This window comes from Streptomyces sp. E-08 (assembly GCF_049913095.1).
Classification (GTDB): Bacteria; Actinomycetota; Actinomycetes; order Streptomycetales; family Streptomycetaceae; genus Streptomyces.
In genome coordinates this window covers 7643639-7666051 of sequence record NZ_CP183971.1, presented here as the reverse complement: position 1 = coordinate 7666051, position 22413 = coordinate 7643639, and the positions used below count along the sequence as shown (strand labels likewise).

At 73.8% G+C, this 22413-nt stretch carries 19 protein-coding genes; 11 read left to right on the top strand and 8 right to left on the bottom strand.

All coding sequences use genetic code 11. The annotated features are described in order from the left end of the window. Nucleotides 1–283 precede the first annotated feature (283 nt). Nucleotides 284–1375: a tyrosine-protein phosphatase gene (locus tag ACN9MM_RS35200; protein ID WP_426367812.1), complete on the bottom strand. Its 1092-nt coding sequence runs from the start codon at nucleotides 1373–1375 to the stop codon at nucleotides 284–286. A 138-nt stretch (nucleotides 1376–1513) separates the two neighbouring features. Next, entirely contained in the window at nucleotides 1514–2656 is a 1143-nt protein-coding gene (locus ACN9MM_RS35195; RefSeq protein ID WP_426367811.1) for a PP2C family protein-serine/threonine phosphatase, read from the bottom strand. A gap of 189 nt (nucleotides 2657–2845) precedes the next feature. Between ACN9MM_RS35195 and ACN9MM_RS35190 the strand changes: the two genes are divergently transcribed. The 3 genes from ACN9MM_RS35190 (at nucleotide 2846) to ACN9MM_RS35180 (ending at nucleotide 5119) form a co-directional block, all read left to right on the top strand. Next, a complete protein-coding gene (locus ACN9MM_RS35190) occupies nucleotides 2846–3433 on the top strand; it encodes a SigE family RNA polymerase sigma factor (RefSeq protein ID WP_426367810.1) in 588 nt (195 codons plus the stop codon). Next, nucleotides 3426–3821 (top strand): hypothetical protein, encoded by a 396-nt coding sequence (locus ACN9MM_RS35185; RefSeq protein ID WP_426367809.1) that lies wholly within the window; start codon nucleotides 3426–3428, stop codon nucleotides 3819–3821. Before ACN9MM_RS35190 ends, ACN9MM_RS35185 begins: the two co-directional genes overlap by 8 nt. A gap of 110 nt (nucleotides 3822–3931) precedes the next feature. Next, a complete protein-coding gene (locus tag ACN9MM_RS35180; protein ID WP_426367808.1) occupies nucleotides 3932–5119 on the top strand; it encodes a mannosyltransferase family protein in 1188 nt (395 codons plus the stop codon). Between the two features lie 56 nt (nucleotides 5120–5175). Here ACN9MM_RS35180 and ACN9MM_RS35175 read toward each other — a convergent pair whose 3' ends face one another. Further along, complete coding sequence (locus ACN9MM_RS35175; protein ID WP_426367807.1) at nucleotides 5176–6201, bottom strand: GlxA family transcriptional regulator; 1026 nt, start codon at nucleotides 6199–6201, stop codon at nucleotides 5176–5178. A 124-nt stretch (nucleotides 6202–6325) separates the two neighbouring features. Here ACN9MM_RS35175 and ACN9MM_RS35170 point away from each other — a divergent pair, with 124 nt between their 5' ends. Continuing rightward, nucleotides 6326–7249 carry an NADP-dependent oxidoreductase gene (locus tag ACN9MM_RS35170; protein WP_426367806.1) on the top strand — a complete coding sequence of 308 codons (924 nt, stop codon included), beginning with the start codon at nucleotides 6326–6328 and terminating at the stop codon, nucleotides 7247–7249. Nucleotides 7250–7321: 72 nt separating this feature from the next. On the opposite strand, the gene ACN9MM_RS35165 is transcribed toward ACN9MM_RS35170, so the two are convergent. The 4 genes from ACN9MM_RS35165 to ACN9MM_RS35150 all read right to left on the bottom strand — a co-directional run bounded on the left by ACN9MM_RS35165 (nucleotide 7322) and on the right by ACN9MM_RS35150 (nucleotide 12795). Further along, a complete protein-coding gene (locus ACN9MM_RS35165; protein WP_426367805.1) occupies nucleotides 7322–8923 on the bottom strand; it encodes a M4 family metallopeptidase in 1602 nt (533 codons plus the stop codon). 141 nt (nucleotides 8924–9064) lie between these two features. Further along, nucleotides 9065–10045, bottom strand: coding sequence for a LysR family transcriptional regulator (locus ACN9MM_RS35160; RefSeq protein WP_426367804.1), 981 nt, complete (start codon nucleotides 10043–10045; stop codon nucleotides 9065–9067). Between the two features lie 180 nt (nucleotides 10046–10225). After that, nucleotides 10226–11392: an alpha-hydroxy-acid oxidizing protein gene (locus tag ACN9MM_RS35155; RefSeq protein ID WP_426367803.1), complete on the bottom strand. Its 1167-nt coding sequence runs from the start codon at nucleotides 11390–11392 to the stop codon at nucleotides 10226–10228. Nucleotides 11393–11490: 98 nt separating this feature from the next. Beyond that, nucleotides 11491–12795: an alpha/beta hydrolase family protein gene (locus ACN9MM_RS35150; RefSeq protein ID WP_426367802.1), complete on the bottom strand. Its 1305-nt coding sequence runs from the start codon at nucleotides 12793–12795 to the stop codon at nucleotides 11491–11493. 166 nt (nucleotides 12796–12961) lie between these two features. Here ACN9MM_RS35150 and ACN9MM_RS35145 point away from each other — a divergent pair, with 166 nt between their 5' ends. From ACN9MM_RS35145 to ACN9MM_RS35130, 4 genes are all read left to right on the top strand, one after another. Continuing rightward, nucleotides 12962–14080: a sensor histidine kinase gene (locus tag ACN9MM_RS35145; protein WP_426367801.1), complete on the top strand. Its 1119-nt coding sequence runs from the start codon at nucleotides 12962–12964 to the stop codon at nucleotides 14078–14080. Then, nucleotides 14077–14736: a response regulator gene (locus ACN9MM_RS35140; RefSeq protein ID WP_426367800.1), complete on the top strand. Its 660-nt coding sequence runs from the start codon at nucleotides 14077–14079 to the stop codon at nucleotides 14734–14736. Before ACN9MM_RS35145 ends, ACN9MM_RS35140 begins: the two co-directional genes overlap by 4 nt. 86 nt (nucleotides 14737–14822) lie before the next feature. Continuing rightward, nucleotides 14823–15443 (top strand): carbonic anhydrase, encoded by a 621-nt coding sequence (locus ACN9MM_RS35135; RefSeq protein WP_426367799.1) that lies wholly within the window; start codon nucleotides 14823–14825, stop codon nucleotides 15441–15443. An 8-nt stretch (nucleotides 15444–15451) separates the two neighbouring features. After that, nucleotides 15452–16096: an L-threonylcarbamoyladenylate synthase gene (locus ACN9MM_RS35130; protein ID WP_383692434.1), complete on the top strand. Its 645-nt coding sequence runs from the start codon at nucleotides 15452–15454 to the stop codon at nucleotides 16094–16096. A 31-nt stretch (nucleotides 16097–16127) separates the two neighbouring features. Here the strand turns inward: ACN9MM_RS35130 and ACN9MM_RS35125 are convergent, their stop codons facing one another. Next, entirely contained in the window at nucleotides 16128–17756 is a 1629-nt protein-coding gene (locus ACN9MM_RS35125) for an ABC-F family ATP-binding cassette domain-containing protein (RefSeq protein ID WP_426367798.1), read from the bottom strand. A 329-nt stretch (nucleotides 17757–18085) separates the two neighbouring features. Between ACN9MM_RS35125 and ACN9MM_RS35120 the strand changes: the two genes are divergently transcribed. The 3 genes from ACN9MM_RS35120 (at nucleotide 18086) to ACN9MM_RS35110 (ending at nucleotide 22374) form a co-directional block, all read left to right on the top strand. Then, complete coding sequence (locus ACN9MM_RS35120) at nucleotides 18086–18985, top strand: GNAT family N-acetyltransferase (protein ID WP_426367797.1); 900 nt, start codon at nucleotides 18086–18088, stop codon at nucleotides 18983–18985. A gap of 214 nt (nucleotides 18986–19199) precedes the next feature. Continuing rightward, nucleotides 19200–20747: a FadD3 family acyl-CoA ligase gene (locus ACN9MM_RS35115; RefSeq protein WP_426367796.1), complete on the top strand. Its 1548-nt coding sequence runs from the start codon at nucleotides 19200–19202 to the stop codon at nucleotides 20745–20747. 13 nt (nucleotides 20748–20760) lie between these two features. After that, nucleotides 20761–22374 (top strand): flavin-containing monooxygenase, encoded by a 1614-nt coding sequence (locus tag ACN9MM_RS35110; protein WP_426367795.1) that lies wholly within the window; start codon nucleotides 20761–20763, stop codon nucleotides 22372–22374. Nucleotides 22375–22413 lie beyond the last annotated feature (39 nt).

Below are 22413 nucleotides of genomic sequence, written 5' to 3'. Positions count from 1 at the left end.
GGGCAGAACGCCACGCCCCGGGACCCGGCCTCTCGGGCGGTCCCGCCGCATGACTGGTCCCCAGCCAGCCATACGGCGCACACCGTGTCAAGGCATTGCAGCAGCGAAGAGGCGTCGTTCACCGGCGGCGTTTACCCGGCACTCAGGGGGACTTGACCATTCCATTGCCGGGGAGGCTTCCCACATGGGGAAACGTTCCCGCCGACTGATCACCGCGTGAACAGGAGTCCACACGGCGAGTGATGTTAAAGCTTGCGTCAAACGGCAGCGTCGGTAAGGGAGTTCAGCCGACGAGGAGGTCCTCCCTGAGGTGCTTCAGCTCGCGGTGGTCGATGCCGAGGGCGTCCTTCAGGTAGCGGTCGAACGAGCCGTACGCCGTCCCGACCTCGTCGTAGCCGGAGTTGAGGTACTCGGGTCGGACGTCGAGCAGCGGCTTATAGACGGCGGCCTGCGCGGGCGGAAGGTGGCCGAGCACGGCGTCGTCGGCGGCCTTGCGATAGGTGTTGCTGGCGAGGTAGTCGGCCATGACGGTCTCGCGCGGCACGCCGAGGGCGGTCAGCAGGGCGGCGGCGGCCCAGCCGGTGCGGTCCTTGCCGGCGGTGCAGTGGAAGAGCACGGAGCGCGCGTCGTCCTCGGCGATGCCGTCGAACACCTTGCTGTACGCCTTCCTGCCACCCTCGCCGCTGACCATGGACTTCTCCGCGTCGACCATCATCCGCTCGGCCTCGGCGGGGGTCCCGGGGAGCTGCTGGAAGGCGCCGGAGCCCGCGAAGACGTCCGCGACGACGTAGTCGGCGCCGGCGGGGACCCGGTCGGGGCCCTTGGCGCGCTCGTCCGCCATGCGCAGGTCGAAGACGGTCCGCACGCCCAGGCGGCGGAGCCTCTCCTGGTCCTCGGGGGTCAGGCGGTCGAGGGCGTCCGAGCGGTAGACCTCGCCCATCCTGACCCACCGGCCGTCCTCGGTGCGGTAGCCGCCCGCGTCGCGGAGGTTGACGGTTCCGGAGAGCCTGACGAGACGGTCGGCGAGCCGCAGGCCCTGGCCGCGGTCGGCCTCGAAGCGGAACCACTGGCGGTCGGCGGCGGGCAGGCCGGTGACCACGGCGCGGCCGGTGGCACCGCCCCGCGCGACGACCCTGCCGTTCGCGCGGATCTCGACGCGCCGTACGCCCTCCGCCTTCCAGTCGAGGGTGTACGAACCGTCGGAGCCGGCGGTGACGGTGGCCTCGGTGAACGGAATGGAGTGGCCGGAACGGTGCTGTTCACGGGCCCGCGACAGGCCCTGCCCGGAGGTGCTCGCGGTGGCGGTGGGCGCCAGGGGAAGGCCGAGGGTGAGGGCGGAGACGACGGCGGTCGCGGAGAGGGTTGCCTTGTTCATGGCCGTGAGACTGGGCGGCCGGGGCGAACCTCGCGTGAACGCGGCATGGCCGGATACCGCCCCACCGAAGACAGATGGCACAACATGCCACCCGTGCAATCCATGCAGGCCGTCGGCGGACCGTCACCGGCTGCGGAACTACGCCTCCGTGGGCAGCCTCTCGATCGCGACGAGTGCCGCGTCGTCGCCGAGATGGCCGCCCGCGTACTCCTGCAGATCGGCGCGCAGCCGCCCGAGGAGGGTCGGCGGGTCCTCCCCGGCCCAGGCCGTGAGCCGCTCCGTCAGCGGATAGAAGGCGCGCGTCCGGTCGCGCGCCTCGACCACTCCGTCCGTGTAGAGCAGCAGGACGTCTCCGACACCGAAGGGAAAGGTCTCGACCGTCACCTCGGGAGAGACGATGTCCGCGAGACCCAGCGGAGGGCCCGCCTCGGCCGTGTCGAGCGGGATCACCTTCCCGCCCCGGATGAGCAGCGGCGGCGGATGCCCCCGGTTCACGAGCCGCACCACCGGTTCGCGATCGGGGATGTCCAGGACGAGTGCGGTGACGAAGGCCTCGTCCGTGTCGGCGGCAGCCCCGCCCCCGCCGGACCCCGCACCGCTCGACTCCCCGGCGTCCTCCTCCGAGCCCACCCCCGCCTCCAGGTGCCCGACCAGTTCCGGCAGCTCCTGCTCGCGCCGGGCCGTGACCCGGAAGGCGCCCAGGACGAGCGACGCCTCGCTGATGGCGTCGAGCCCCTTGCCCCGGGCGTCGCCGATCAGCAGCCGGGTCCCGGACGCCGTGCGGGCCGCCGCGTACAGGTCCCCGCCCATCTGCATCTCCTCATCGGCCGCGAGATAGACCGAGGCGATGTGCAGCGGGCCCGCCCGGTGGGGCAGGGGACGCAGCACGACGCTCTGGGCCGCGTGCGCGATCGACCGCAGCCGCGTCACCCTGCCCTCGTCCCGCTCGCGCAGATGGGCGAAGAAGGTCGCGATGACCGAGATCAGGACCAGCGCGACGATCTGGTAGGTGTGGTTGAGGTCCGTGAACGTCGTCCGCGCGACGGCCACCACCGACTGGGCGAGCACGGCGACCGCCCCCACGAAGGCCGTCATGCGCGGCCCCGCGAAGGACGCCGTCACGGCGGGCGCGGCGATCAGGAACGGCCCCAGGTGCACGTCGGGGGGCACCAGCACGTCCACCACGGTGACCAGCGCGATCAGCGCGAAGGGCACGGCGAGCAGCAGCCGGCCGCCGCGCCGGGAGAGGCGCGGGACGAAGACTCTGCGGCGGGACCCCATGGGAAAGGCATACCTCAGGTGCCGTGGCGTGTCCTGTTGCCCGCCGGCCACGGGCCGGGCGGCCCCCGGACGCGTGTCCCGCGGATCCGGTTCCGTGATCACGATCACTCTTGTTCCCGGGGTTCCGTGTCAACCGGCGGGCCCACGACAGGCGTATGCGGGGTGTAGTCGGAGATCCGGGAGTGTTCGTTGACCGTCGAGGAGTTCGAAGAGTTCTACGCCCATGCGGTGGCGCGGCTCACGGGCCAGTTGTACGTGATGCTCGGCGACCTGCACGAGGCGCAGGACGTGGTGCAGGAGGCCTTCGTCAAGGGCTGGGACCGGCGGCGGCAGCTCGACCGGGACGGCCGGCCCGAGGCGTGGATCCGCACGGTCGCGTGGCGGCTCGCGGTGAGCCGCCGGCGGTTCCGCCGGCGTTCGACCGAGGCGTGGCGGCGAGGGGCGCCGCCGCCCACGGTCGAGGGCCCGGGACCGGACCACCTCGTGCTGGTCGAGGCGCTGCGCGGCCTGCCGCCGCAGCAGCGGCGCACCCTCGCGCTGCACTACCTGTGCGACCTGAGCGTCGACCAGGTCGCAGCCGAGACCGGTCTGTCGACCGGCACCGTCAAGACCCACCTGTCCCGCGGCCGGGCGGCGCTCGCCCACCGGTTGGAGGACCCACGGGGCGCGCACCCGCACGCCGGGGAGCCCCGGGGCGGGCGCCCCCACAGCGGGGAGCGGCCGGACGCGCGCCCCCGTACCGACCGTTCGTCCAGCGAGGAGGCCCCCGGTGAATGAGTCCCACGACCCGCTGAAGTCGCTCTTCGAAGAGGCCGCCGCCGCGGGCCGGGCCCGTGTTTCCTACGCCCCGGCCGCCGAGATCAGCGCCCGCGGGCGGCGCGCCCACCGGCGCCGTCTCGCGGTGCTGGCCGCGGCCGCGTGCCTGGTCGTGGGCGGCGGGGGCGCCGCGCTCGCCACCCTCCTGCCCGGCTCCTCCGGGCCGGTCCTGCCCGCGACCACCCCGTCGGTGGGCGGCCCGACCCCGGCCCGTACGAGCACGGGCACGGACGCCCCCCTCCCGCCGGGGGCCACCACCGCCCCGCCCGGGAGCGCCACCGCGTCTCCCCCGCTCGGGACGCCCACGAGCACGTCCGCGACCACCACACCGCCCGGCGGCGCCGGCTAGGCCCCGCCCCTTCCTTCCCCTCCCGAGCCTCCAGGGACCGCCGCGCGACGCCGGGCCGTCCCGCGCCCCGCCGTGCCCTCCGAGAGAAGCGGACGCCCGCCATGACCCTGATGGATCGAGACATCCCCGGCATACGAACCATCGCGCCGTCGGCGCGGCGGAGCCGTCTCCGTCTCGACGCCGGCGACCGTGACGTCCTCACCCTCTACCTGTTCACACGCGTCGCCGTCCTCCTCGCCGCGTACTGCACCGCGTGGCTCTTCCCGCGCGACCCCGAGACCCACCGGCCGCAGCCGTTCGCGGCGGTCGTCGGGCAGTGGGACTGGAACCACTACCTGCACATCGCCCGCGACGGCTACTTCCCCGACGACCCCTCGGCCCGGCCCGAGGAGTGGGACAACAGGGAAGCCTTCTTCCCCGGCTTCCCGCTCCTCCTGAGGGCCCTTCACCTCGTCGTCCGCGACTGGGCGGCGGCCGGACTCCTCGTCTCCCTCGTCGCCGGGGCCGTCGCCGTCCTCGCCCTGGGCCGCATCGCCCGGCTCCATCAGCCCCGGGCGGCAGACGGCCGGCGGGCCGTCCTCCTCCTGCTGGTCTCGCCGTGCGCCGTGTTCCTCGCCGTCGGCTACACCGAGTCCCTCTTCCTCGCCTTCGCCCTGCCGGCCTGGCTCGCGGCACGGCGCCACGACTGGCGGCTCGCCGCGCTCCTGGCGGCCGGTGCCACCACCGTGCGCGTCAGCGGGCTGTTCCTCGTCGCCGCGCTGGTCGTCCACTTCGCCCTCACGGCACACCGGCGGGGCGAGCTGCGGAGACTGCCGTGGCTGGCGCTGCCCGCGCTGCCGCCACTCCTCTACTCCTGCTACCTGTACGGGCACACCGGGGACCCGATGGCCTGGAAGCACGCCCAGGAGCGCGGCTGGTACCGCGAGTTCCACGCCCCCTGGGAGGCCTGGGGCACCACCTGGGAGGCCGCCTTCGGCCACGGCTACACCACGCCGTACGCCCTGATGTGGCAGGCCGAGCTCGTCGCCATGGCCGTCGGCCTGGTCACGGTGGCCCTCCTTGCCCGCGCACGCCGCTGGCCCGAGGCGGTGTACGTCGCGCTCAGCCTCTGGGCCCTCGGCACCTCGTACTGGTACATGTCCGTCCCCCGCGCCACCCTCCTGTGGTGGCCGCTCTGGATCGGCCTCGCCGCGTGGACCTCGCGCGGGCCCCGGCGCTCGGCCGCCTGGCTCTGCCTGTCGGTCCCGCTCTCCGTCGTCCTCGCCGTGACGTTCTTCTCGGGGCGCTGGGCGGGATGATTAGGGGGTGTCTTGTCGATCAGGCCGCGAGCCCGGCCTGATCGGCAAGACACCCCCTAGGGGGTCTCCGACGCCCCGACGAGGGGGTCGGAGGCGCCGAACGCCCGGCGGTAGGCGGCGGGCGAGACGCCGAAGGCCGTGCGCATGTGCGCGCGCAGGGAGTTCCCCGAGCCGATACCCGCCCGGTGCGCCACGAGGTCGATGGGGAGGTCGGTGGTCTCCAGGAGCTGTTTGGCCAGTTCCAGGCGCTGCGCCGTGAGCCACTGCACGGGCGTCATCCCGACCTCGTCCCGGAACCGCCGGGTGAAGGAGCGCAGGCTCATCCGGGCGTGCTCGGCGAGCCGGGCGAGGGTGAGCGGCTCCCCGAGGTGTTCGAGGGCCCAGGCGCGCGTCCCGGTCGTGCTGGCGAGGGTCGGCTCGGGCACGGGCCGGTCGATGAACTGGGCCTGCCCGCCGTCCCGCCACGGCGGTACGACGCACATGCGGGCGGCCCGGTTGGCCGCCGCGGCACCGTGGTCGCGGCGGATCATGTGCAGGCACAGGTCGACCCCGGCGGCCACCCCGGCCGAGGTGAGCACGTCGCCGTCGTCGACGAAGAGCACCTCCTCGTCGAGCTTGACCCGGGGGTACGCCCTGCGGAACTCCGGGGCCAGGTTCCAGTGGGTGGTGGCGGGGCGCCCGTCGAGCAGACCGGCGGCGGCGAGCACGTACGACCCGGTGCAGATGGACACCAGACGGGTGCCGGGCCGGATCCCGGCGATGGCTTCGGCGACCTCGGGCGGCAGCGGGCCGCCGTGCCCCAGCTCCGGCATGGCGTGCGTCGGCGGGACGACGACGGTGTCGGCGGCGACGAGCGCCTCGGGGCCCGCCGCGGGCTGCACGACGAACCCGGCGTCGCTCGGGACGGGCGCGCCGTCGGCGGTGCAGACGGTGACCTCGTACAGGGGGCGGCCCTCCTCGTCCTGGACGCTGCCGAAGACCCGCGAGGGGATGCCGAGCTCGAAGGGCGGCACGCCGGGCAGCGCCAGGACCGCGACGCGGTGGGCGCGGACCGGAGCCGTGTTCGGGGTCGTCTCGTCCATGGCCAAATCCTGGCACATAGTGGCCCGAGGGCCAACACCGCGGAGGGCCGCGAGACGGGAGGGTGAACGAGTCGCCGCCGGAGAGGTTCCGGCGGACGCCCGACGAGAAGGAAGAAGGCGGAGCATGCGTGCGGTGGTCGTGGAGCAGTGGGGCGGTCCTGAGAAGCTCGTCGAGCGCGAGGTGGAGCGCCCGGAGCCGGGCCTGAACGAAGTCCTCGTGCGGGTCCACGCCGCCGGAGTGAACCCGGTGGACTGGCACACCCGTGCGAGCGGTGCCCTGATCACCTGGGGCGCGCCGGCGATCGTCGGCTGGGACGTGTCCGGCACGGTCGAGGCGGTGGGGCCAGGCGTCGGGAGCCTCCGGCCCGGCGACGAGGTCTTCGGGATGCCGCTGTTCCCCCGGCAGGCGGGCGGCTACGCCGAGTACGTCGTGGCGCCGGCCCGTCACCTGGCGCCGAAGCCGGCGTCCCTCACCCACGTGGAGGCCGCGGCGCTGCCGCTCGCCGCGCTGACCGCCTGGCAGGCCCTGGTCGACGCGGCGGACGTGCGGCCCGGCGAGCGGGTCCTCGTGCACGCGGCGGCCGGCGGCGTGGGTCACTTCGCCGTCCAGATCGCCAAGGCGCGCGGCGCGTACGTCATCGGCACGGCCAGCGCCGCCAAGCACGCGTTCCTGCGGGAGCTGGGCGCGGACGAGGTGGTCGACTACCGCGAGGCCCCGTTCGAGGACGCCGTCTCCGACGTCGACGTCGTCCTCGACGCGCTCGGCGGCGAGACGGCCGAGCGTTCCCTGAAGGTGCTGCGGACCGGGGGCCGGCTCATCACGCTGCCTCGCCCGGACGACGTCCCGGCCGCCCCCGACGGCGTGCGGGCCGCCTGGGTCCTGGTCGAGCCCGACCACCTCGGTCTGCGCGAGATCGCCGCCCTGGTGGAGAGCGGCGCGCTGCGCCCGGTCGTCGACACCGTCCTGCCGCTGTCCGAGGCGGCGAAGGCCCACGAACTCGGCGAGCGGGGCCGGACGACCGGCAAGATCGTCCTGTCGGTCGTCTGACGCCGGGCCGGTCTCCCGCCCGTCGGCCGCCTCCTCCGGGGAGGCGGCCGACGGGGATCCCCCTCGGAAGCGTCAGGCGACGTTGACCGCGGTCCAGGCCTTCGCGACGGTGGCGTACTCGGTGCTGGTGGCGCCGTACAGGTCCTTCGCCGCGCTCAGGGTCGCGGTGCGGGCGCCCTTGTAGTCGGTGGTGGAGGTCATGTAGACGGTCAGCGCCCGGTACCAGATGGCCGAGGCCTTCTGGTTGCCGATGCCGGTGACGGCGGAGCCGTTGTACGTGGGGCTGTTGTAGGTGACGCCGTTGATGGTCTTAGTGCCGCTGCCCTCGCTGGCGAGATAGAACCAGTGGTTGCCGACGCCCGAGGAGTTGTGCACGTCGAGCCGGCCGACGCTCTTCGACCAGTAGTCGGCCGAACGGCCGTCCAGGGACGGCTTGTCCATGCGGCGCAGCCACGGCGGGGTGGACTGGTCGCTGAAGAGGTAGTCGGGCGTGTCGATCGCGTTGTTCGCGTACCACTCGACCATGGTGCCGAAGATGTCGCTGGTGGCCTCGTTGAGGCCGCCGGACTCGCCGCTGTAGCGGAGGTTGGCGGTGGCCGAGGTGACGCCGTGGGTCATCTCGTGGCCCATGGTGTCGAGGTCGACCTGCTCGGGGTCGACGCTGCCGTCGCCGTCACCGGTCATCATGCAGAAGCAGGCGTCCGACCACTGGGCGTTGTCCCAGTTGGTGCCGACGTGGACGAACACGGTGGCGCCGCGGCCGTCGTTCTTGATGCCGTTGCGGCCGAAGGTGGACTTGTAGTAGTCGTACGTCTTCGCGGTGTTGGCGTGCGCGTCGACGGCGGCGGTGGCGCGGTCGGTGGAGAACTTCCTGCCGTCGCCCCAGATGTTGTCGGCGTCGGTGAACAGCGTGCCCGAGGACGCGTTCAGGGACGAGGACGAGACGTTGTGCGCGTCCTTGGTGACGTGGCCGCGGACCGGGTCGATCAGGGCGAAGGTGCCGTTGGCCTGCTGGGTCGTGTCGAGGGTGATGTCCCCGGTGTACTCGGAGTGGCCGGTGGCGGTGGCCTCGCGCTCGGTGTCGTAGCTCTCGATCGAGGCACCGGTGGTGGCGTCGGTGACGAAGACCTCGCCGTGCGGCTGGCCCTTGTCGCCCAGGCCCTGCACCGTGGTGCGCCAGGCGAGGCGCGGGGTGCCGTCGGCGGCCCACACGATCAGCTCGGGGGTGGACCGGGCGTCGTCGACCAGGCCCTCGGAGCGCTTCAGGGCGCCGGCGGCGGTGCCCTTGGCGTCGACCCCGGGGGTGACGGAGGCGACGGCCACCTTGTGCGCCCTGGCGTGGGTGGAGCCCTTGAGGGAGCCGTCGGCCTTCTGGTGGACGACGAAGTCGCCGCCGACGACGGGGAGGCCGCGGTAGGTCCGCTCGAAGCGGACGTGCTGGGTGCCGTCGGCGTCGAGCACGACGTCCTTGACGTGGAGCTTCTGGCCCGCGCCGAAACCGAAGGTGTCGGCGTGACGGTTCACGTTCGCCTCGGCCCGGGATATCGCGGTGTCGTGCGCGGAGGTTCCCCGCTGGGCCGCGTCGGGCTGCGACCAGGCCGGCACGGCCATCGCGCCCGTGGTGACGACGGCCGCGGCGACCATCGTGGAGAGGGCAAGGAGAGGACGGGACATGACGGGGTGTTCCTTCGCTCGTCGTGGGGGGTGACGACGTCCTGGGACGTTGACGCGAAGTGTTCACCAGGTGACATGTTCCTGACGTGATCCCATGTGGGATACAACAGCGGAGCTATAGGGGGTGGGCAGCCCTGGGTTTCAGCGGTCCGAGCCGAGGGCGAACTCCGCCCCGCCGTCCTCCCACCAGGCCAGGTACTGCGGCCGCTCGCGCACCAGCGACAGGTACGCCTCCGACAGCCGCTCGCCCACCGCGTCGGCGAGCTCCGGCGGCACCGACTCCGGGTTCCAGGCGAGTTGGAGCCGCCGGTGGAAGGGGACGTCCACCAGGGGTCGCTGCACGGTGCCCTGGGCGGGGACGTCGGCGCTCGGCCACACCCCGCAGACGGCACGCCGGCCGGCGACCAGGATCTGCGCCACGGAGAGGTCCGGCGTCACGTGCGCGACGCGCGGGGTGAATCCCGCCGCCTGGCACGTGAGATGGAGGTACGCGTGCACACCGCTCTCGTCCGCCTCCGGCATGACCCACTCCTCCCCGCTCAGATCACTCAGGCGGACCCGCTCCCGGCGTGCCAGCGGATGGTCCTCGGCGAGCAGGACGAAGACCGGCTCACGCAGCAGCGTGCGCGTCACCACCGACTCGCCGACCGGCAGGGGGAATCCCGGGAACTCGCCGAACACCGCTATGTCGCATTTCGACTGACTCAGGGCTTTCACCAGGGTGTGCACGGAGCGGCGGGCGTCGATGGTGAGCCGGCTCTCCGGGACGAGCTCGAAGAGGGCCGAGATGAGGAGCGACACCAGGGGCCCGGCCGTGCCCCCCGCCCGCAGGGGTGCCACGGTCCCCTGGTCCGCCTCGGCCGCCGATCGCGCGTGCTCGCGCAGCCGGTCGAAGCCCACCACGAGGTCGCGGGCGCAGCGCAGCACGTACTGCCCGTTCGCGTTCGGCTTCACGCCCTCGGCGCTGCGGACGAACAGCGGGCCGCCCAGCTCGTGCTCGATCCGCTTCAACTGCGCGCTCGTGGCGGGCTGCGAGAGCTGGAGGCGTGCGGCGGCCTTGCGGATGCTGCCGGCCTCGGCGACGGTGAGCAGGACACGGAGGTGCCGGAACTCGAGGTGCATGAACATTCCCCGCTCAGGGCGGAGGGCCCTGTGCACCCCCCGTGACCAGCAGAACCAGCTGCCCGAGGGCATGGTGACCAAGATCCGACGGGGCTGTCGGAGCGGCAACCACGGGAGGGCAAAATCTCCGTGCCCGGGGCCCGGCGCCTCTCCCGGTGGCGCCGGGCGGTGGGCGCGCGCTCAGAGGCGTACGAGGGCCTCGCGGGTGAGGTCCGACAGGGCCGGGTAGCCGTCCACGGCCATGATCAGGTCGGCCTCGGCGAGCAGCGAGCGCAGGACGTGGACGACGCCGTCCGTGCCGCCGAGCGCGAGCCCGTAGACATAGGGGCGGCCGACGCCGACGGCGGTCGCACCGAGGGCGAGGGCCTTGACCACGTCCGCGCCGCTGCGGACGCCGGAGTCGAAGAGGACCGGCAGACCGTCGGCCGCCTCGACCACGGCGGGCAGCGCGTCCAGGGCGGGCAGGCCGCCGTTGGCCTGGCGGCCGCCGTGGTTGGAGCAGTAGATCCCGTCGACCCCTCCGTCCCTGGCACGGCGGACGTCCTCGGGGTGGCAGAGGCCCTTGAGGATGATCGGCAGGTCCGTGAGTGAGCGCAGCCAGGGGAGGTCGTCCCAGGTCAGCGGGTTGCCGAAGACCCCGACCCACTCCAGTACCGCCGCGCCCGGGTCCTCCTCGGGCGACTTCGCGAGACGGGCCCGGAAGACCGGGTCGGTGAGGTAGTTGGCGAGGCAGTGGCCGCGCAGCTGCGGGAAGTTGCTCGCGGCCAGGTCGCGTGGGCGCCAGCCGGTGACCCAGGTGTCGAGGGTGACGACGACGGCCTTGTACCCGGCCGTCTCCGCGCGGTGGACCAGGCTGGCGGCCAGGTCGCGGTCGGTGGGGGTGTAGAGCTGGAAGAAGCCGGGGGTGTCGCCGAACTCCGCGGCGACCTGCTCCAGCGGGTCGACGGTCAGCGTGGAGGCCACCATCGGCACGCCGGTGCGGGCGGCGGCCCGGGCGGTGGCCAGATCGCCGTGGCCGTCCTGGGCGCAGAGCCCTATCACGCCGACGGGCGCCATGAAGAGCGGCGAGGGCAGGGTGTGGCCGAAGAGGTCCACCGTCATGTCCCGGCGGGTCGCGCCGACCATCATCCGCGGGTACAGGCCCCACCGCTCGAAGGCCCGGACGTTGGCGTCCTGGGTGAACTCGTCCCCGGCGCCGCCGGCCACGTAGGAGAGGACCGACGGCGGGAGCGCGCCCCGGGCCTTCGCCTCCAGTTCCGCAAAGGTCATCGGCAGGGCGGGCGTCACCCCGCCGAGGCCATTTAGGTAGATCTCGTTCTGGTAGTCGCCGAACTGCGGGTTCGTCATGGCGTGTCTTCCTGTGAGGAGGGCCGGGGCGCCGGGCGTACGGCCGCCGGATGCGCTCGGCGCCCCCCGGGAGATCCGCGCCGCGAGGTTACCCCGGGTCAGGCCGGAGCGGAGGGCGTCCGCGACGACCGGCCCCCGTCCGCCCGGTTCACGATCCGCAGCTCGGGAAAGCGGGCTCCCGGGTCCTCGAACAGGGTCGTCGGGCGGTGCTTGAGGTGGAGGTCGAAGAAGGCGGTGAGGGCGGCGCGTTGGGCCGCGAGGGAGCGGCGCGGGTCGACGGTGCCGATCAGCTCGGGGGCCGCGGGCACCGGAAGGTGTGCGGTGACCTGCGGGAGGACGACCTGGAGGTCGGTGTACGAGCCGTGGCGCGCGTCCCGCAGGAGCAGCGTGATCCGCGGGCCGGGCGAGCCGGGCCGCGGCGTGCTCCCGCCCGGCTCCGCGGCCGGGGGCTTCCCGTCGGAGACCATAAGGAGGTACGGCCCTGTGACACCGGTGTGGGCGACCGGGCCGACCAGCTCGCCGTCCAGGTTGGCCGCCGCGCGGACGCGTGGGTCGTCGTGCGCGAGCTGGGCGGCGACGGAGCCGCCCAGGGACTGGCCGAACATGCCGGTCCGGGAGGTGTCCAGCACCTCGGGGAGTCCTGCCGGGAGCGGTCGTCCCCCGGCGTCGGGGTTGCGGCCGGCGGCCAGGGCCTCGATCCGCCGGAGGACGAACCGGGCGTCGGCGACGCGCGCGCGTGCGTGCTTCTCCAGGAGCTCCGCGATCACCTCGGGGGTGAGGTCGTCGGGCAGCGGGACGGCGCGTTCGACGCGGCCACCGGGGAACTCGACCTGGTCCGCCTCGTACGGGGAGTCGAGCGTGACGACGACGTAACCCCGGCTCGCCAGCTCCTCCACCACAGTGGTGCCGAGTGCGCGGGTGCCGCCGTCGCCCGAGGAGAACAGGACGACCGGCAGCCGTCCGGCCGAGCGCGCGGCCGGTGCGCCCGTCCGCGCGTGCGTGCGGATCCCCCGCCAGTCCACCGCTCCGGCGGGGACGGTCATGCCGGGTGCGGAGTGCGCGTCCCAGTCGGCGGCCGCCCCCGGGAGCAGCCAGGGGGCGACCGGAGACGTCCCTCGCCGGTCCGCCGGGTACCAGACGCCGATCATCAGCTCCCGGAAGGGTTTCGAGGGCACGAGCGGGTCGGGGCGCGTCCGGTCGACGAGGTGGAGGTCGACCGTGCCGACCGGCCACGGCCCGGTCGGCGGGGGCAGGGAGACCGCCACGGGCGTTCCGCCGGGGGGAGGCGGGGCGCTCCCGGCACCCCCCGCCGGCCGGCCGGACGGGGAGCAGGCGGTGCCCGTCGTGGCGAGGACGGTGGCGGCCGCCAGTTTCATCAGCGTTCTGCGTCGGGGGTGTCGCATCGGTGGGCTCCTCCGGGAGACGGCCGGTCACGGTCCGAGAAGCATGTCGACGGCGCACGATCCGCCGCGACGTGCCGGGGGACGATCCGGGTATCCCGGGGGCGCACTCCCTTCTCCTCCTCCGGCGGGAGGCGGAGGCCCGCTCCGGCGCCCTAGCGTGGGCGAGATGAAGACACTCCTCGCCCCCGCGGCGCGCGTGCCGGTCCTCGTGCGGGACGCGGCGCTCGCGGCGGCGCTCTTCACCGTGACCTTCGGACCCGGGCGGCTCGAAGGCACCACGGGGGTGGTCCTCCAGACGGCGCTGGTGCTGCCGCTGGTGTGGCGGCGCCGGGCTCCCCTGACCGTGTTCTGGGTGATCGCCGCCGTCGCCTGCGGGCAGTGGCTGCTCGGTGTCCAGTTGCCCGCCGACGCCGCGCTGCTGATCGCCCTCGGCACGGTCGCCGCCCGCTCTCCCCGGCGTCAGGCGCTGGTGGCCGGGGCCGCCCTGCAGACCGGTGTCCTACTGTCGGCGGCGCGCTGGGCGCCCGAGGGCCGGTTCCTCGCCTCCGCCGCCGCGCTGACCGCCGCGGTCGCCGCGTCCGGCCTGCTCGGGCTGAACCTGCGGCTGCGTCGCGCCGCCGAGGAGGACCGCGTCGCCCACCTGGAACGCGAGCGGGACCGGACGGCTCGGCTCGCGATGGCCGAGGAGCGGGCCCGGATCGCCCGGGAGATGCACGACGGCGTCACCCACCACCTGTCCGTCGTCGTCGCGCTCGCCGACGCGGTCGTGTACGCACGGCCGGCCGACACGCTCGCCGTGACCGAGCGGATCGCCGAGACCGGACGGCAGGCGCTGACCGAGATGCGGCGTTCGCTGGGACTGCTCCAGGACGGCGAACCCGAGGCCGAACGCCATCCGGCACCCGGCCTGGCGCAGCTCGACGGCCTGTGCGCGCGGATGCGTGCCGTGGGGATGCCGACCGCCCTGCGGATGGACGGCGACGCCTGCGCTGTCCCCGCCGCGGCGCAGCTGACCGCGTACCGGATCGTGCAGGAGTCCCTGACCAACACGCTCCGGCACGCACCCGCCGGGACGCGCGCCGAGGTCCGCGTCTCCTGCGACCCGGGCGGCGTCACGGTCGAGGTGACCGACGACGGCCCCGTCGCGGCGGGCGCCGCGCCGGGGCGCGGCATCACCGGGATGCGGCAGCGCGCGACGGCCCACGACGGTGTCCTGGGCGCCGGCCCCCTTCCCGGCGGGGGCTGGCGGGTCTCGGCGCGCCTGGCCGCTGGAGGCGGCCGATGAGCGTCCGTGTCCTGCTCGTGGACGACGAGGAGCTCCTGCGCGTCGCGTTCACCCTGATCCTGCGCGCCGAGCCCGGCCTGGAGCCGGTCGGCGAGGCCCCGGACGGCGAGGCGGCCGTCCGTCTGGCCCGCGAACTGCGGCCGGACGTGGTCCTGATGGACGTACGCATGCCGGGCACCGACGGCATCGAGGCGACACGCCGGCTGGTGCGGGAGTCACCCCTGACGCGGGTGCTCGTCCTCACCACCTTCGATCTCGACGCGTACGCCTTCGGTGCGCTCCAGGCGGGGGCGTCCGGCTTCCTCCTCAAGAACACCAGGCCCGAGGAGCTCGTCGCCGCGATCCGCGACGTCGCCCGCGGGGACGCGGTGGTGTCCCCACGGGTGACCCGGCGCCTCCTGGAGAGCTTCGCGCACCAGCTTCCCGTCGCCGCCCCGGGCGGTGACGAGCGCCTCCGGCTGCTCAGTCCGCGCGAGCGGGAGGTCCTCCTCCACACCGCCCGCGGCCTGACGAACGCGGAGATCGCCGCGGCCCTGCGTCTGGCGGAGCCCACCGTGAAGAAGCACCTCGGCCGGATCCTGGCCAAGCTGGGGCTGCGCGACCGGGTGCAGGCCGTGATCTTCGCGTACGAGACAGGCGTGGTCAGACCGGTCTGAAACCGTGCGGCCGGGGGGCGGCCCGGCCCCGACCTGCGCGGGGACCGGCCGGAGGCGGGCCGGGAGCGGCTCGTTACAGTGGGGGCATGCCTCGTACCTCTCCTGCTGTCGCCCTCGACGCCATGCTCTCCGGCAACGGGCGCTTCGTCGCCGGGACGCCGGAACACCCCAACCAGGACGCCGCCCGCCGCGCGCAGCTCGAACCCGGGCAGGAGCCGTTCGCGGTCATCCTCGGGTGCTCCGACTCGCGGCTCGCGGCGGAGATCATCTTCGACCAGGGGCTCGGGGACCTGTTCGTCGTACGGACCGCGGGCCATGTACTGGGGGCCGAGGTGCTGGGCAGCGTCGAGTACGCCACGAGCGTGCTCGGCTGCCGGCTGGTCGTCGTCCTGGGACACGACTCGTGCGGCGCCGTCGCCGCCGCCCGCGCCGCGGTGGAGAACGGTCTCCCGGCGGCCGGCTTCGTCCGGGACGTGGTGGAGCGCGTGACGCCGAGCGTCCTCGCGGCCCGCGCCGCGGGCCTGACGGAGGACAGCGACATCATCGACGAGCACATAAGGCACACGGTGCAGCTGCTCATGGACCGTTCCCGGGTCCTCTCGGAGCAGGTGCAGACGGGCGAGGTGGCGGTCGTCGGACTGGCCTACCAGCTCGCCGAGGGCAGCGCGCGCCTCGTGACCTCGCACGGCGTCGAGGACGCGCGGTGAGCGGCCCCGTGGCACGGCGCTTCGACTGCGCGGACGCCTCGGGCCGGTCGGCCGGCATCGAAGCGGCGGTGGCGGCCCTCGGGGAAGGGCGTCTCGTCGTCCTCCCGACGGACACCGTGTACGGGATCGGCGCGGACGCGTTCGATCCGCGGGCCGTGGCCGGTCTGCTGGCCGCGAAGGGGCGGGGCCGGCACAAGCCGTCCCCCGTGCTCGTGGGCTCGAAGGACGCACTCGACGACCTGGTCGCCGAGCTGCCGAAGACGGCCGAGGACCTGATCGGGGCGTTCTGGCCGGGCGGTCTGACCCTGGTGCTCCGCCACCGGCCCTCGCTCTCCTGGGACCTGGGCGAGACCGGCGGCACGGTGGCCGTGCGGATGCCCGACCACCCCCTCGCCCTCGACCTGCTGGCCGCGGCCGGCCCGATGGCCGTCTCCAGCGCGAACCTCACCGACCGGCCCTCGCCGGAGGACTGCGACGCGGCCCTCGGGATGCTCGGCGACTCGGTGGCGGTGTACCTCGACGGCGGGCGGACCGCCGGACCGGTGTCTTCGTCGATCGTCGACCTGACCGGCGACGTCCCCGTTCTCGTACGGGAGGGTGTCCTGTCCGCCGAGGTACTGCGCACGGTCGTGCCCGCTCTGGTCGTGCGCTGACCGCCCGTCCGGCCGCTCCCGCGCCCCGCGGTCAGGAGCGGTCGCGCCTCCGGCCGCCGTGCATCTCCAGGCGCTCCCCGGGGAACCTCTCGCGGAAGCCGCGGTCGTGGGAGACCACGACCACCGCGCCCGGATAGCCCGCGAGCGCCGTCTCCAGGTCCTCGACGAGGTCGGGCGCGATGTGGTTCGTCGGCTCGTCGAGGACGAGGAGGTCCGCGGGCCGGGTCACCAGTCGGGCGATCTGCAGGCGCCGCCGCTGCCCCGCGGACAGCGCCGCGACCGGGACGTGCAGGTCCTGTTCGCGGAACAGGCCCAGCGCGAGGAGCGGTACGGCGTACTCCTCCGGCGGCCCCGGCCGGCCGGCCGCGAAGGCGGCGAGCAGTGGGATCCGCGGGGAGCGATCGGGCAGCTCCTGCGCGAGGTACCCGATCCGCCCGGGGCGGCGCACCGTGCCCGCGTCCGGTTCGAGATCGCCCGCCAGGACGCGGAGGAGCGTGGTCTTGCCCGCCCCGTTCCCGCCCGTGACCAGCAGGCGCTGACCGGGCGCGACGGCCAGCGTCCCGTCCAGGCGCAGCCGTTCGCCGACCGTCACGCCGTGCAGCTCGGCGAGGGGTCCTCCGCCGGGAGGCCCGCCGTCGGCCGTGAGCGGCGTCGCCGTGAACCGCAGCGGTTCGGGTGGTGCCGCGACCGGGTCGCGCCGCAGGTGGGCGAGGCGCTCCCGGACCGCCCGGACCTGCCCGCCGAGCTTCGCCTCGTGCGAGCGGCGGTGCTTGCCGAAGCCCTGGCCCGGGTCCCTTCCGGTGGTCGCCAGGCGCCGCCCTGCGGCGTCGAGCAGCTCCTCGGCGCGGGCCGTCTCCAGGAGCCAGGCCGCGTGTTCCTGCTCGGCGCGGCGCCGGGCCGCGGCCTTCGCGGCGCGGTAGCCGGCCCAGCCGTCTCCGTACCGGCGCACGGTCCTCGTGTCCCGGTCCACCTCCAGGACGGTGGTGGCGATGCGTTCCAGGAAGCCGCGGTCGTGGGTGACGGCGACGACGGTGCCGCGATGGGCGCGCAGTCGCTCCTCCAGCCAGCGCACGGCCGCCGCGTCGAGGTGGTTGGTCGGCTCGTCCAGGAGCAGGAGCTCCGGGGCCGCGGCGAGGACGCCGGCGAGCGCGAGGCGCGACTGCTCGCCGCCGGAGAGCGAGCCGAGCGCGCGGTCGCGGGTGATGCCGGCGAGCCCGAGGCCGTGCAGGGCGGCGTCGACGCGGGCGTCCGCCTCGTATCCGCCGCGCTCCCCGTAGGCGGTCAGGAGTTCGCCGTACGCGGCGAGTTCGTCCGGCGACGCCTCGCCGAGGCGCTCCTCCGCCGCGCGCAGCCGGTGTTCCATGGCCCGGAAGTCGCGGAGGGCGAGGTCGACGGCGTCCTGCACCGTGCGGTCCGCCGCGAGGTCGAGGGTCTGGCCGAGATGGCCGGTGCCGCCGGGGAAGCCGACGGTGATCTCCCCGGCGTCCGGGGTCTCGGCCGCGGCGAGCAGCCGCAGGAGGGTGGACTTGCCGGAACCGTTCTCACCGACGACGGCGGCCTTCTCGCCGGGCCGGACGGTGAAGGTGACCCGGTCGAGGACGGTCCGGAGGCCGTAGGACTTGGTGACGTCCTTGACCGAGAGCTGTGCGCGTTCACGCATGGCGGCACTTTCCTGAGTGGGTGTCGAGGGGCATCGGAGACGGCGGCGACAGCCGTGCCGGGACTCAGAGAAAGTGGTGGAAGTGCATGGCCCCACGATAGAAGACGATACGTATCGTCTGCATCTGTATTTCGCCCGCCACGGCTCGGAAATCCGTGGACGCATCCGCGGAAGATCACGTACGGTGTGGCTTCACGCCGCGTAACGAACGGAAGGAGGCGAGTGCCGTGCAGTTCACACCTTTCCCGCGCTCCCTCTTCCGCTGCCCCGGCGTGGTTCGTCAGTTCTGACCGGGAGCGCTCCGAGCAGTCTTCTTCCCGGAGGAACCCATGACCGATCCGGTCATCCGCACGCTCTCCACGAGCGACGCACATCTCTTCGACGCACTCCCCGACCCCCTCGGCGCCCGTGAGGGCCATCGGCGTACCCGCTTCCGCCCCGACTGGAAGCGCGTCGCCCTGCGCGACGGCGAGGTCGTCGCACGCGGCGCGTGGTGGGGCGGTCCCGACGACGCGGAGCCCGTCAACATCAACTGGTTCGACGTGGCCGAGGGCGAGGAGGAGGCCGGGGCCGCACTCCTGCGTTCCGCTCCCTGGCAGGTCGAACTGGAGATCAACCTGCCCGGCGGCTGGCGGGAGAGGACCGACCTGCGCGCCGCCGCCGAGGCCCGCTTCGCCGCCGCACGCGCCGCGGGGTACGAACTCCTGGTGGAACGCTTCCTGTACCGATGGACCCCGGAACAGGGCCTGCCCGAGCGGCCCGGACGCCTGCGGTTCAGCGCCGAACCCGACGACACCGTCTTCTTCGACGCGCTGCGCCGCATCCACTCCGCCACCCTGGACGCCCACGCGCTCAGGGCCGTGGAGGAGGGCGGGCTCGACCAGGCCGCCCAGGAGGAACTCGACTTCTTCCACTGGTGCCCCTCCCCGCGGGAGTGGTGGCAGACCGCCCACACACCGGAGGGCGACCTGGCCGGCATCCACATCCCGGCCCACAACCCCTCCGGCCCGACCATCGGTTTCATCGGAGTCGTCCCGGAACACCGCGGGCGCGGCTACGCCTACGACCTCCTCGCGGAGTGCACCCACCTCCTCGTCGAGCAGGGCGCGGAGTTCGTCAGCGGAGCGACGGACCGGGGCAACGTCCCCATGGCCGCGAACTTCGCCAAGGCCGGCTTCCCCGTCACCAAAGAACGCATCAACTTCCACCCGGCGGGCCACGCGGCCTAGCGAGGCCTAGCGAGAAGCAGCACGCGGTGAGCGGTCCGGACCGAGAGACAGGTCCGGACCGCTCGTCAGTGGCGGAGGAAATGCCGGCACCTTCCCGGTGAGCGGGAAACGGACCCTGCGCCGGGACGCCCCTCCCTGACACGCTCCCCTCCGCTGTGGTTCCACCGCCCGCGCCCCGCCGGGGGACGGGGCAGCAGGGAGGACGTGACAGATCATGAGGGGCGCGCAGACCATCGCCCGGCTCGCGGACTGGGCCGCGGAGCGGTACGGGGATGAGGAGGCCCTCGTCTTCGGCGAGGAGCGCTGGACGTTCGCGGACCTGCGCGAGCGGGTCGACCGGGCGGCCCGCGCGGTGATCGCGCAGGGGGTGCGCCCCGGCGACTCGGTCGCCGTGTGGGCGCCCAACAGCGCGCGCTGGGTGGTGGCCGCGCTGGGCGCGGTGGCGGCCGGCGGGGTGCTGGTCCCGGTGAACACCCGTTACAAGGCGGCCGAGGCCGCCGACATCCTGCGCCGCTCCCGCACCCGGCTGCTGTTCACCGAGCACGACTTCCTGGGGACGGACTACCGGGCACTGCTCGCGGACGCGGGGGAGGAACTCCCGCTCCTGGAGCGGACGGTGACCCTGCACTCCGCGGACTGGCCGCGGTTCCTCGCGGGTGCCGACGGGGTGACCGCGGAGGACCGGCTGGCCCGCACCGCCGCCGTGGGGCCCGGCGACACCGCCGACATCCTCTTCACCTCCGGCACCACCGGCCGCCCCAAGGGCGTGCCCACCACCCACGGGCAGAACCTGCGCGTGTACGACGCCTGGGCCCGCACGGTCACGCTCCGGCGCGGCGACCGCTACCTGCTCGTCAACCCCTTCTTCCACACGTTCGGCTACAAGGCCGGCGTCCTCGCCTGCCTGCTCCACGGGGCCACGGTCCTCCCGGAGCGGGTCTTCGACGCGGACGCCGTGCTCCACCGGATGCAGGAGGAGCGGATATCCGTCCTGACCGGCGCCCCGACGGTCTTCACCTCGCTCATCCGCCATCCCGAGCGCGAGGCGTACGACCTGAGCGCCATGCGGATGGCGGTCACGGGCGCGGCGAACATCCCCACCGCGCTCATCGAGGAGATCAGGACGAACCTCGGCGCGCGGAGCGTCAACACCGCCTACGGTCTCACCGAGTCCACGGGCGTGGTCGCGATCTGCCCGCCGCACGAGTCCCCGGAGACCCTGGCCCGGACCTCCGGGACGGCCCTGGAGGGCACGGAGCTGCGGATCGACGCGCCGCCCGGGGAGCCCGGCGAGATCCTCACCCGCGGCTATCACGTGATGCACGGCTACCTCGACGACCCCGGGGCCACCGCGCGTGCCGTCGACGCGGACGGCTGGCTGCACACGGGGGACGTCGGGATCCTCGACGAGCGCGGGTTCCTGCGGATCACCGACCGGCTGAAGGACATGTTCGTGGTGGGCGGGTTCAACGTGTACCCGGCGGAGGTGGAGCAGGTGCTGCGCGGCCACCCGGACGTCCTGGACGCGGCGGTCGTCGGGGCGCCGGACGCGCGGCTCGGGGAGGTCGGCGTCGCGTACGTCGTACCGGCGGCCGGGGCCCGGGTCGACGCGGCGGGGCTGACCTCGTACACGCGTGAGCGGCTGGCCAACTTCAAGGTCCCTCGCGCCTTCCACGCCCTCCCGGCCCTCCCCCACAACGCGGCGGGCAAGGTCGACAAGAGGGCGCTGCGGCGGTCGGCGGAGAACACCACCACCCGATGAGGAGAGTACGAACGTGAACGACAGCAAGATCCAGTCCGTCGACGTCGTCGTCGTCGGAGCGGGCGTCACCGGTCTGTACGCCGTGCACAAGCTGCGCGGTCTCGGCCACAGCGTGCGCGGCTTCGAGCGGGGCGGGGACGTGGGCGGCGTCTGGTACTGGAACCGCTACCCCGGCGCTCGCTGCGACGTGGAGTCCGTGGACTACTCGTACTCCTTCGACGAGGAGCTCCAGCAGGAGTGGGACTGGAGCGAGAAGTACGCGACGCAGCCGGAGATCATCCGCTATCTGCGCCATGTCGCCGACCGCTTCGACCTGCGCCGCAGCTACTCCTTGGGCACCTCGGTGACCTCGGCCGAGCTGGACGAGGAGACGCTGCGCTGGACGGTCCGCACGGACGGCGGCGAGGTGGTGTCGGCCCGGTTCTGCGTGTTCGCCGTCGGCTGCCTGTCCAGCGCCCACGTGCCGGACATCCCGGGGGCCGGTGAGTTCGCCGGCGCCGTCCACCACACCGGCGCCTGGCCGCGCGAGGGCGTGGACTTCGGGGGACTGCGCGTCGGCGTGATCGGCACCGGCTCCTCCGGCATCCAGGCGATCCCCCTGATCGCCGAGCAGGCGGCGCACCTCACCGTCTTCCAGCGCAGCGCCAACTTCAGCGTCCCGGCGGGCAACAGGCCCCTGGACGACGAGACGCGCCGCCGGCAGAAGGCCGCATACGCCGAGCGGCGTCGCCTCTCCCGGCTGAGCGGCGGCGGCTCGCCGCACGAGGCGCACCCCTCGGCGACGTTCGGGGTGTCCCCCGAGGAGCGGCGGGCCGCTTTCGAGGAGCGCTGGGCACTCGGGGGCGTCCTGTACTCGAAGACGTTCCCGGACCAGCTCACCGACCGCGCGGCGAACGACGAGGCGCGGGCGTTCTGGGAGGAGAAGGTCCGTGCCGTCATCGAGGACCCGGCCGCCGCCGACCTGCTGGTGCCGACGGACCACCCGATCGGCACCAAGCGGATCGTCACGGACTCGCACTACTACGAGACGTTCAACCGTGACGACGTGCGGCTCGTGGGCCTGCGGGAGAACCCGATCGAACGGATCGACCGCGGCGGGGTCGTGCTGGCCGACGGCAGCCGGGTGGATCTCGACGCGATCGTGTTCGCGACCGGGTTCGACGCGATGACCGGCGCGATCGACCGGGTGGACGTCCGGGGGCGCGGCGGCCGGAGCCTGAAGGAGGTCTGGAGCGGGGGTCCCCGCACCTATCTGGGCCTGGGCGTCGACGGCTTCCCGAACCTGTTCAGCCTGACGGGTGCCGGCAGCCCGTCCGTCATGGCCAACGTCGTGCTCTGCGCCGAGCAGCACGGCGACTGGCTGGCCGACTGCCTGCGCCATCTGGACGAGCACGGCTACCGGGCGATCGAGGCGAGCGGGGAGGCCGTCGAGCAGTGGGTGGCGCAGTGCCGCGACCGGGCGGCCGCCACCCTGTTCCCGGAGGCCGACTCCTGGTACCTGGGGGCCAACATCCCGGGCAAGCCACGGGTGTTCATGCCGTTCATCGGCGGCTTCGGGGTGTACGGGGAGATCATCGCGGACGTCGCGGCCTCGGGGTACAAGGGGTTCGAGCTGATACGCCGCTGAGACCGCGCCGGCACCTGGAAAGCGCCCCGCCCCTCACCT

Bases quoted from the DNA above. Each gene is read 5' to 3' on its own strand.
- ACN9MM_RS35200 (WP_426367812.1), bottom strand. From the start codon at position 1,375: ATGAACAAGGCAACCCTCTCCGCGACCGCCGTCGTCTCCGCCCTCACC.
- ACN9MM_RS35195 (WP_426367811.1), bottom strand. From the start codon at position 2,656: ATGGGGTCCCGCCGCAGAGTCTTCGTCCCGCGCCTCTCCCGGCGCGGC.
- ACN9MM_RS35180 (WP_426367808.1), top strand. From the start codon at position 3,932: ATGGATCGAGACATCCCCGGCATACGAACCATCGCGCCGTCGGCGCGG.
- ACN9MM_RS35175 (WP_426367807.1), bottom strand. From the start codon at position 6,201: ATGGACGAGACGACCCCGAACACGGCTCCGGTCCGCGCCCACCGCGTC.
- ACN9MM_RS35170 (WP_426367806.1), top strand. From the start codon at position 6,326: ATGCGTGCGGTGGTCGTGGAGCAGTGGGGCGGTCCTGAGAAGCTCGTC.
- ACN9MM_RS35165 (WP_426367805.1), bottom strand. From the start codon at position 8,923: ATGTCCCGTCCTCTCCTTGCCCTCTCCACGATGGTCGCCGCGGCCGTC.
- ACN9MM_RS35160 (WP_426367804.1), bottom strand. From the start codon at position 10,045: ATGCACCTCGAGTTCCGGCACCTCCGTGTCCTGCTCACCGTCGCCGAG.
- ACN9MM_RS35155 (WP_426367803.1), bottom strand. From the start codon at position 11,392: ATGACGAACCCGCAGTTCGGCGACTACCAGAACGAGATCTACCTAAAT.
- ACN9MM_RS35150 (WP_426367802.1), bottom strand. From the start codon at position 12,795: ATGCGACACCCCCGACGCAGAACGCTGATGAAACTGGCGGCCGCCACC.
- ACN9MM_RS35145 (WP_426367801.1), top strand. From the start codon at position 12,962: ATGAAGACACTCCTCGCCCCCGCGGCGCGCGTGCCGGTCCTCGTGCGG.
- ACN9MM_RS35140 (WP_426367800.1), top strand. From the start codon at position 14,077: ATGAGCGTCCGTGTCCTGCTCGTGGACGACGAGGAGCTCCTGCGCGTC.
- ACN9MM_RS35135 (WP_426367799.1), top strand. From the start codon at position 14,823: ATGCCTCGTACCTCTCCTGCTGTCGCCCTCGACGCCATGCTCTCCGGC.
- ACN9MM_RS35125 (WP_426367798.1), bottom strand. From the start codon at position 17,756: ATGCGTGAACGCGCACAGCTCTCGGTCAAGGACGTCACCAAGTCCTAC.
- ACN9MM_RS35120 (WP_426367797.1), top strand. From the start codon at position 18,086: ATGACCGATCCGGTCATCCGCACGCTCTCCACGAGCGACGCACATCTC.
- ACN9MM_RS35115 (WP_426367796.1), top strand. From the start codon at position 19,200: ATGAGGGGCGCGCAGACCATCGCCCGGCTCGCGGACTGGGCCGCGGAG.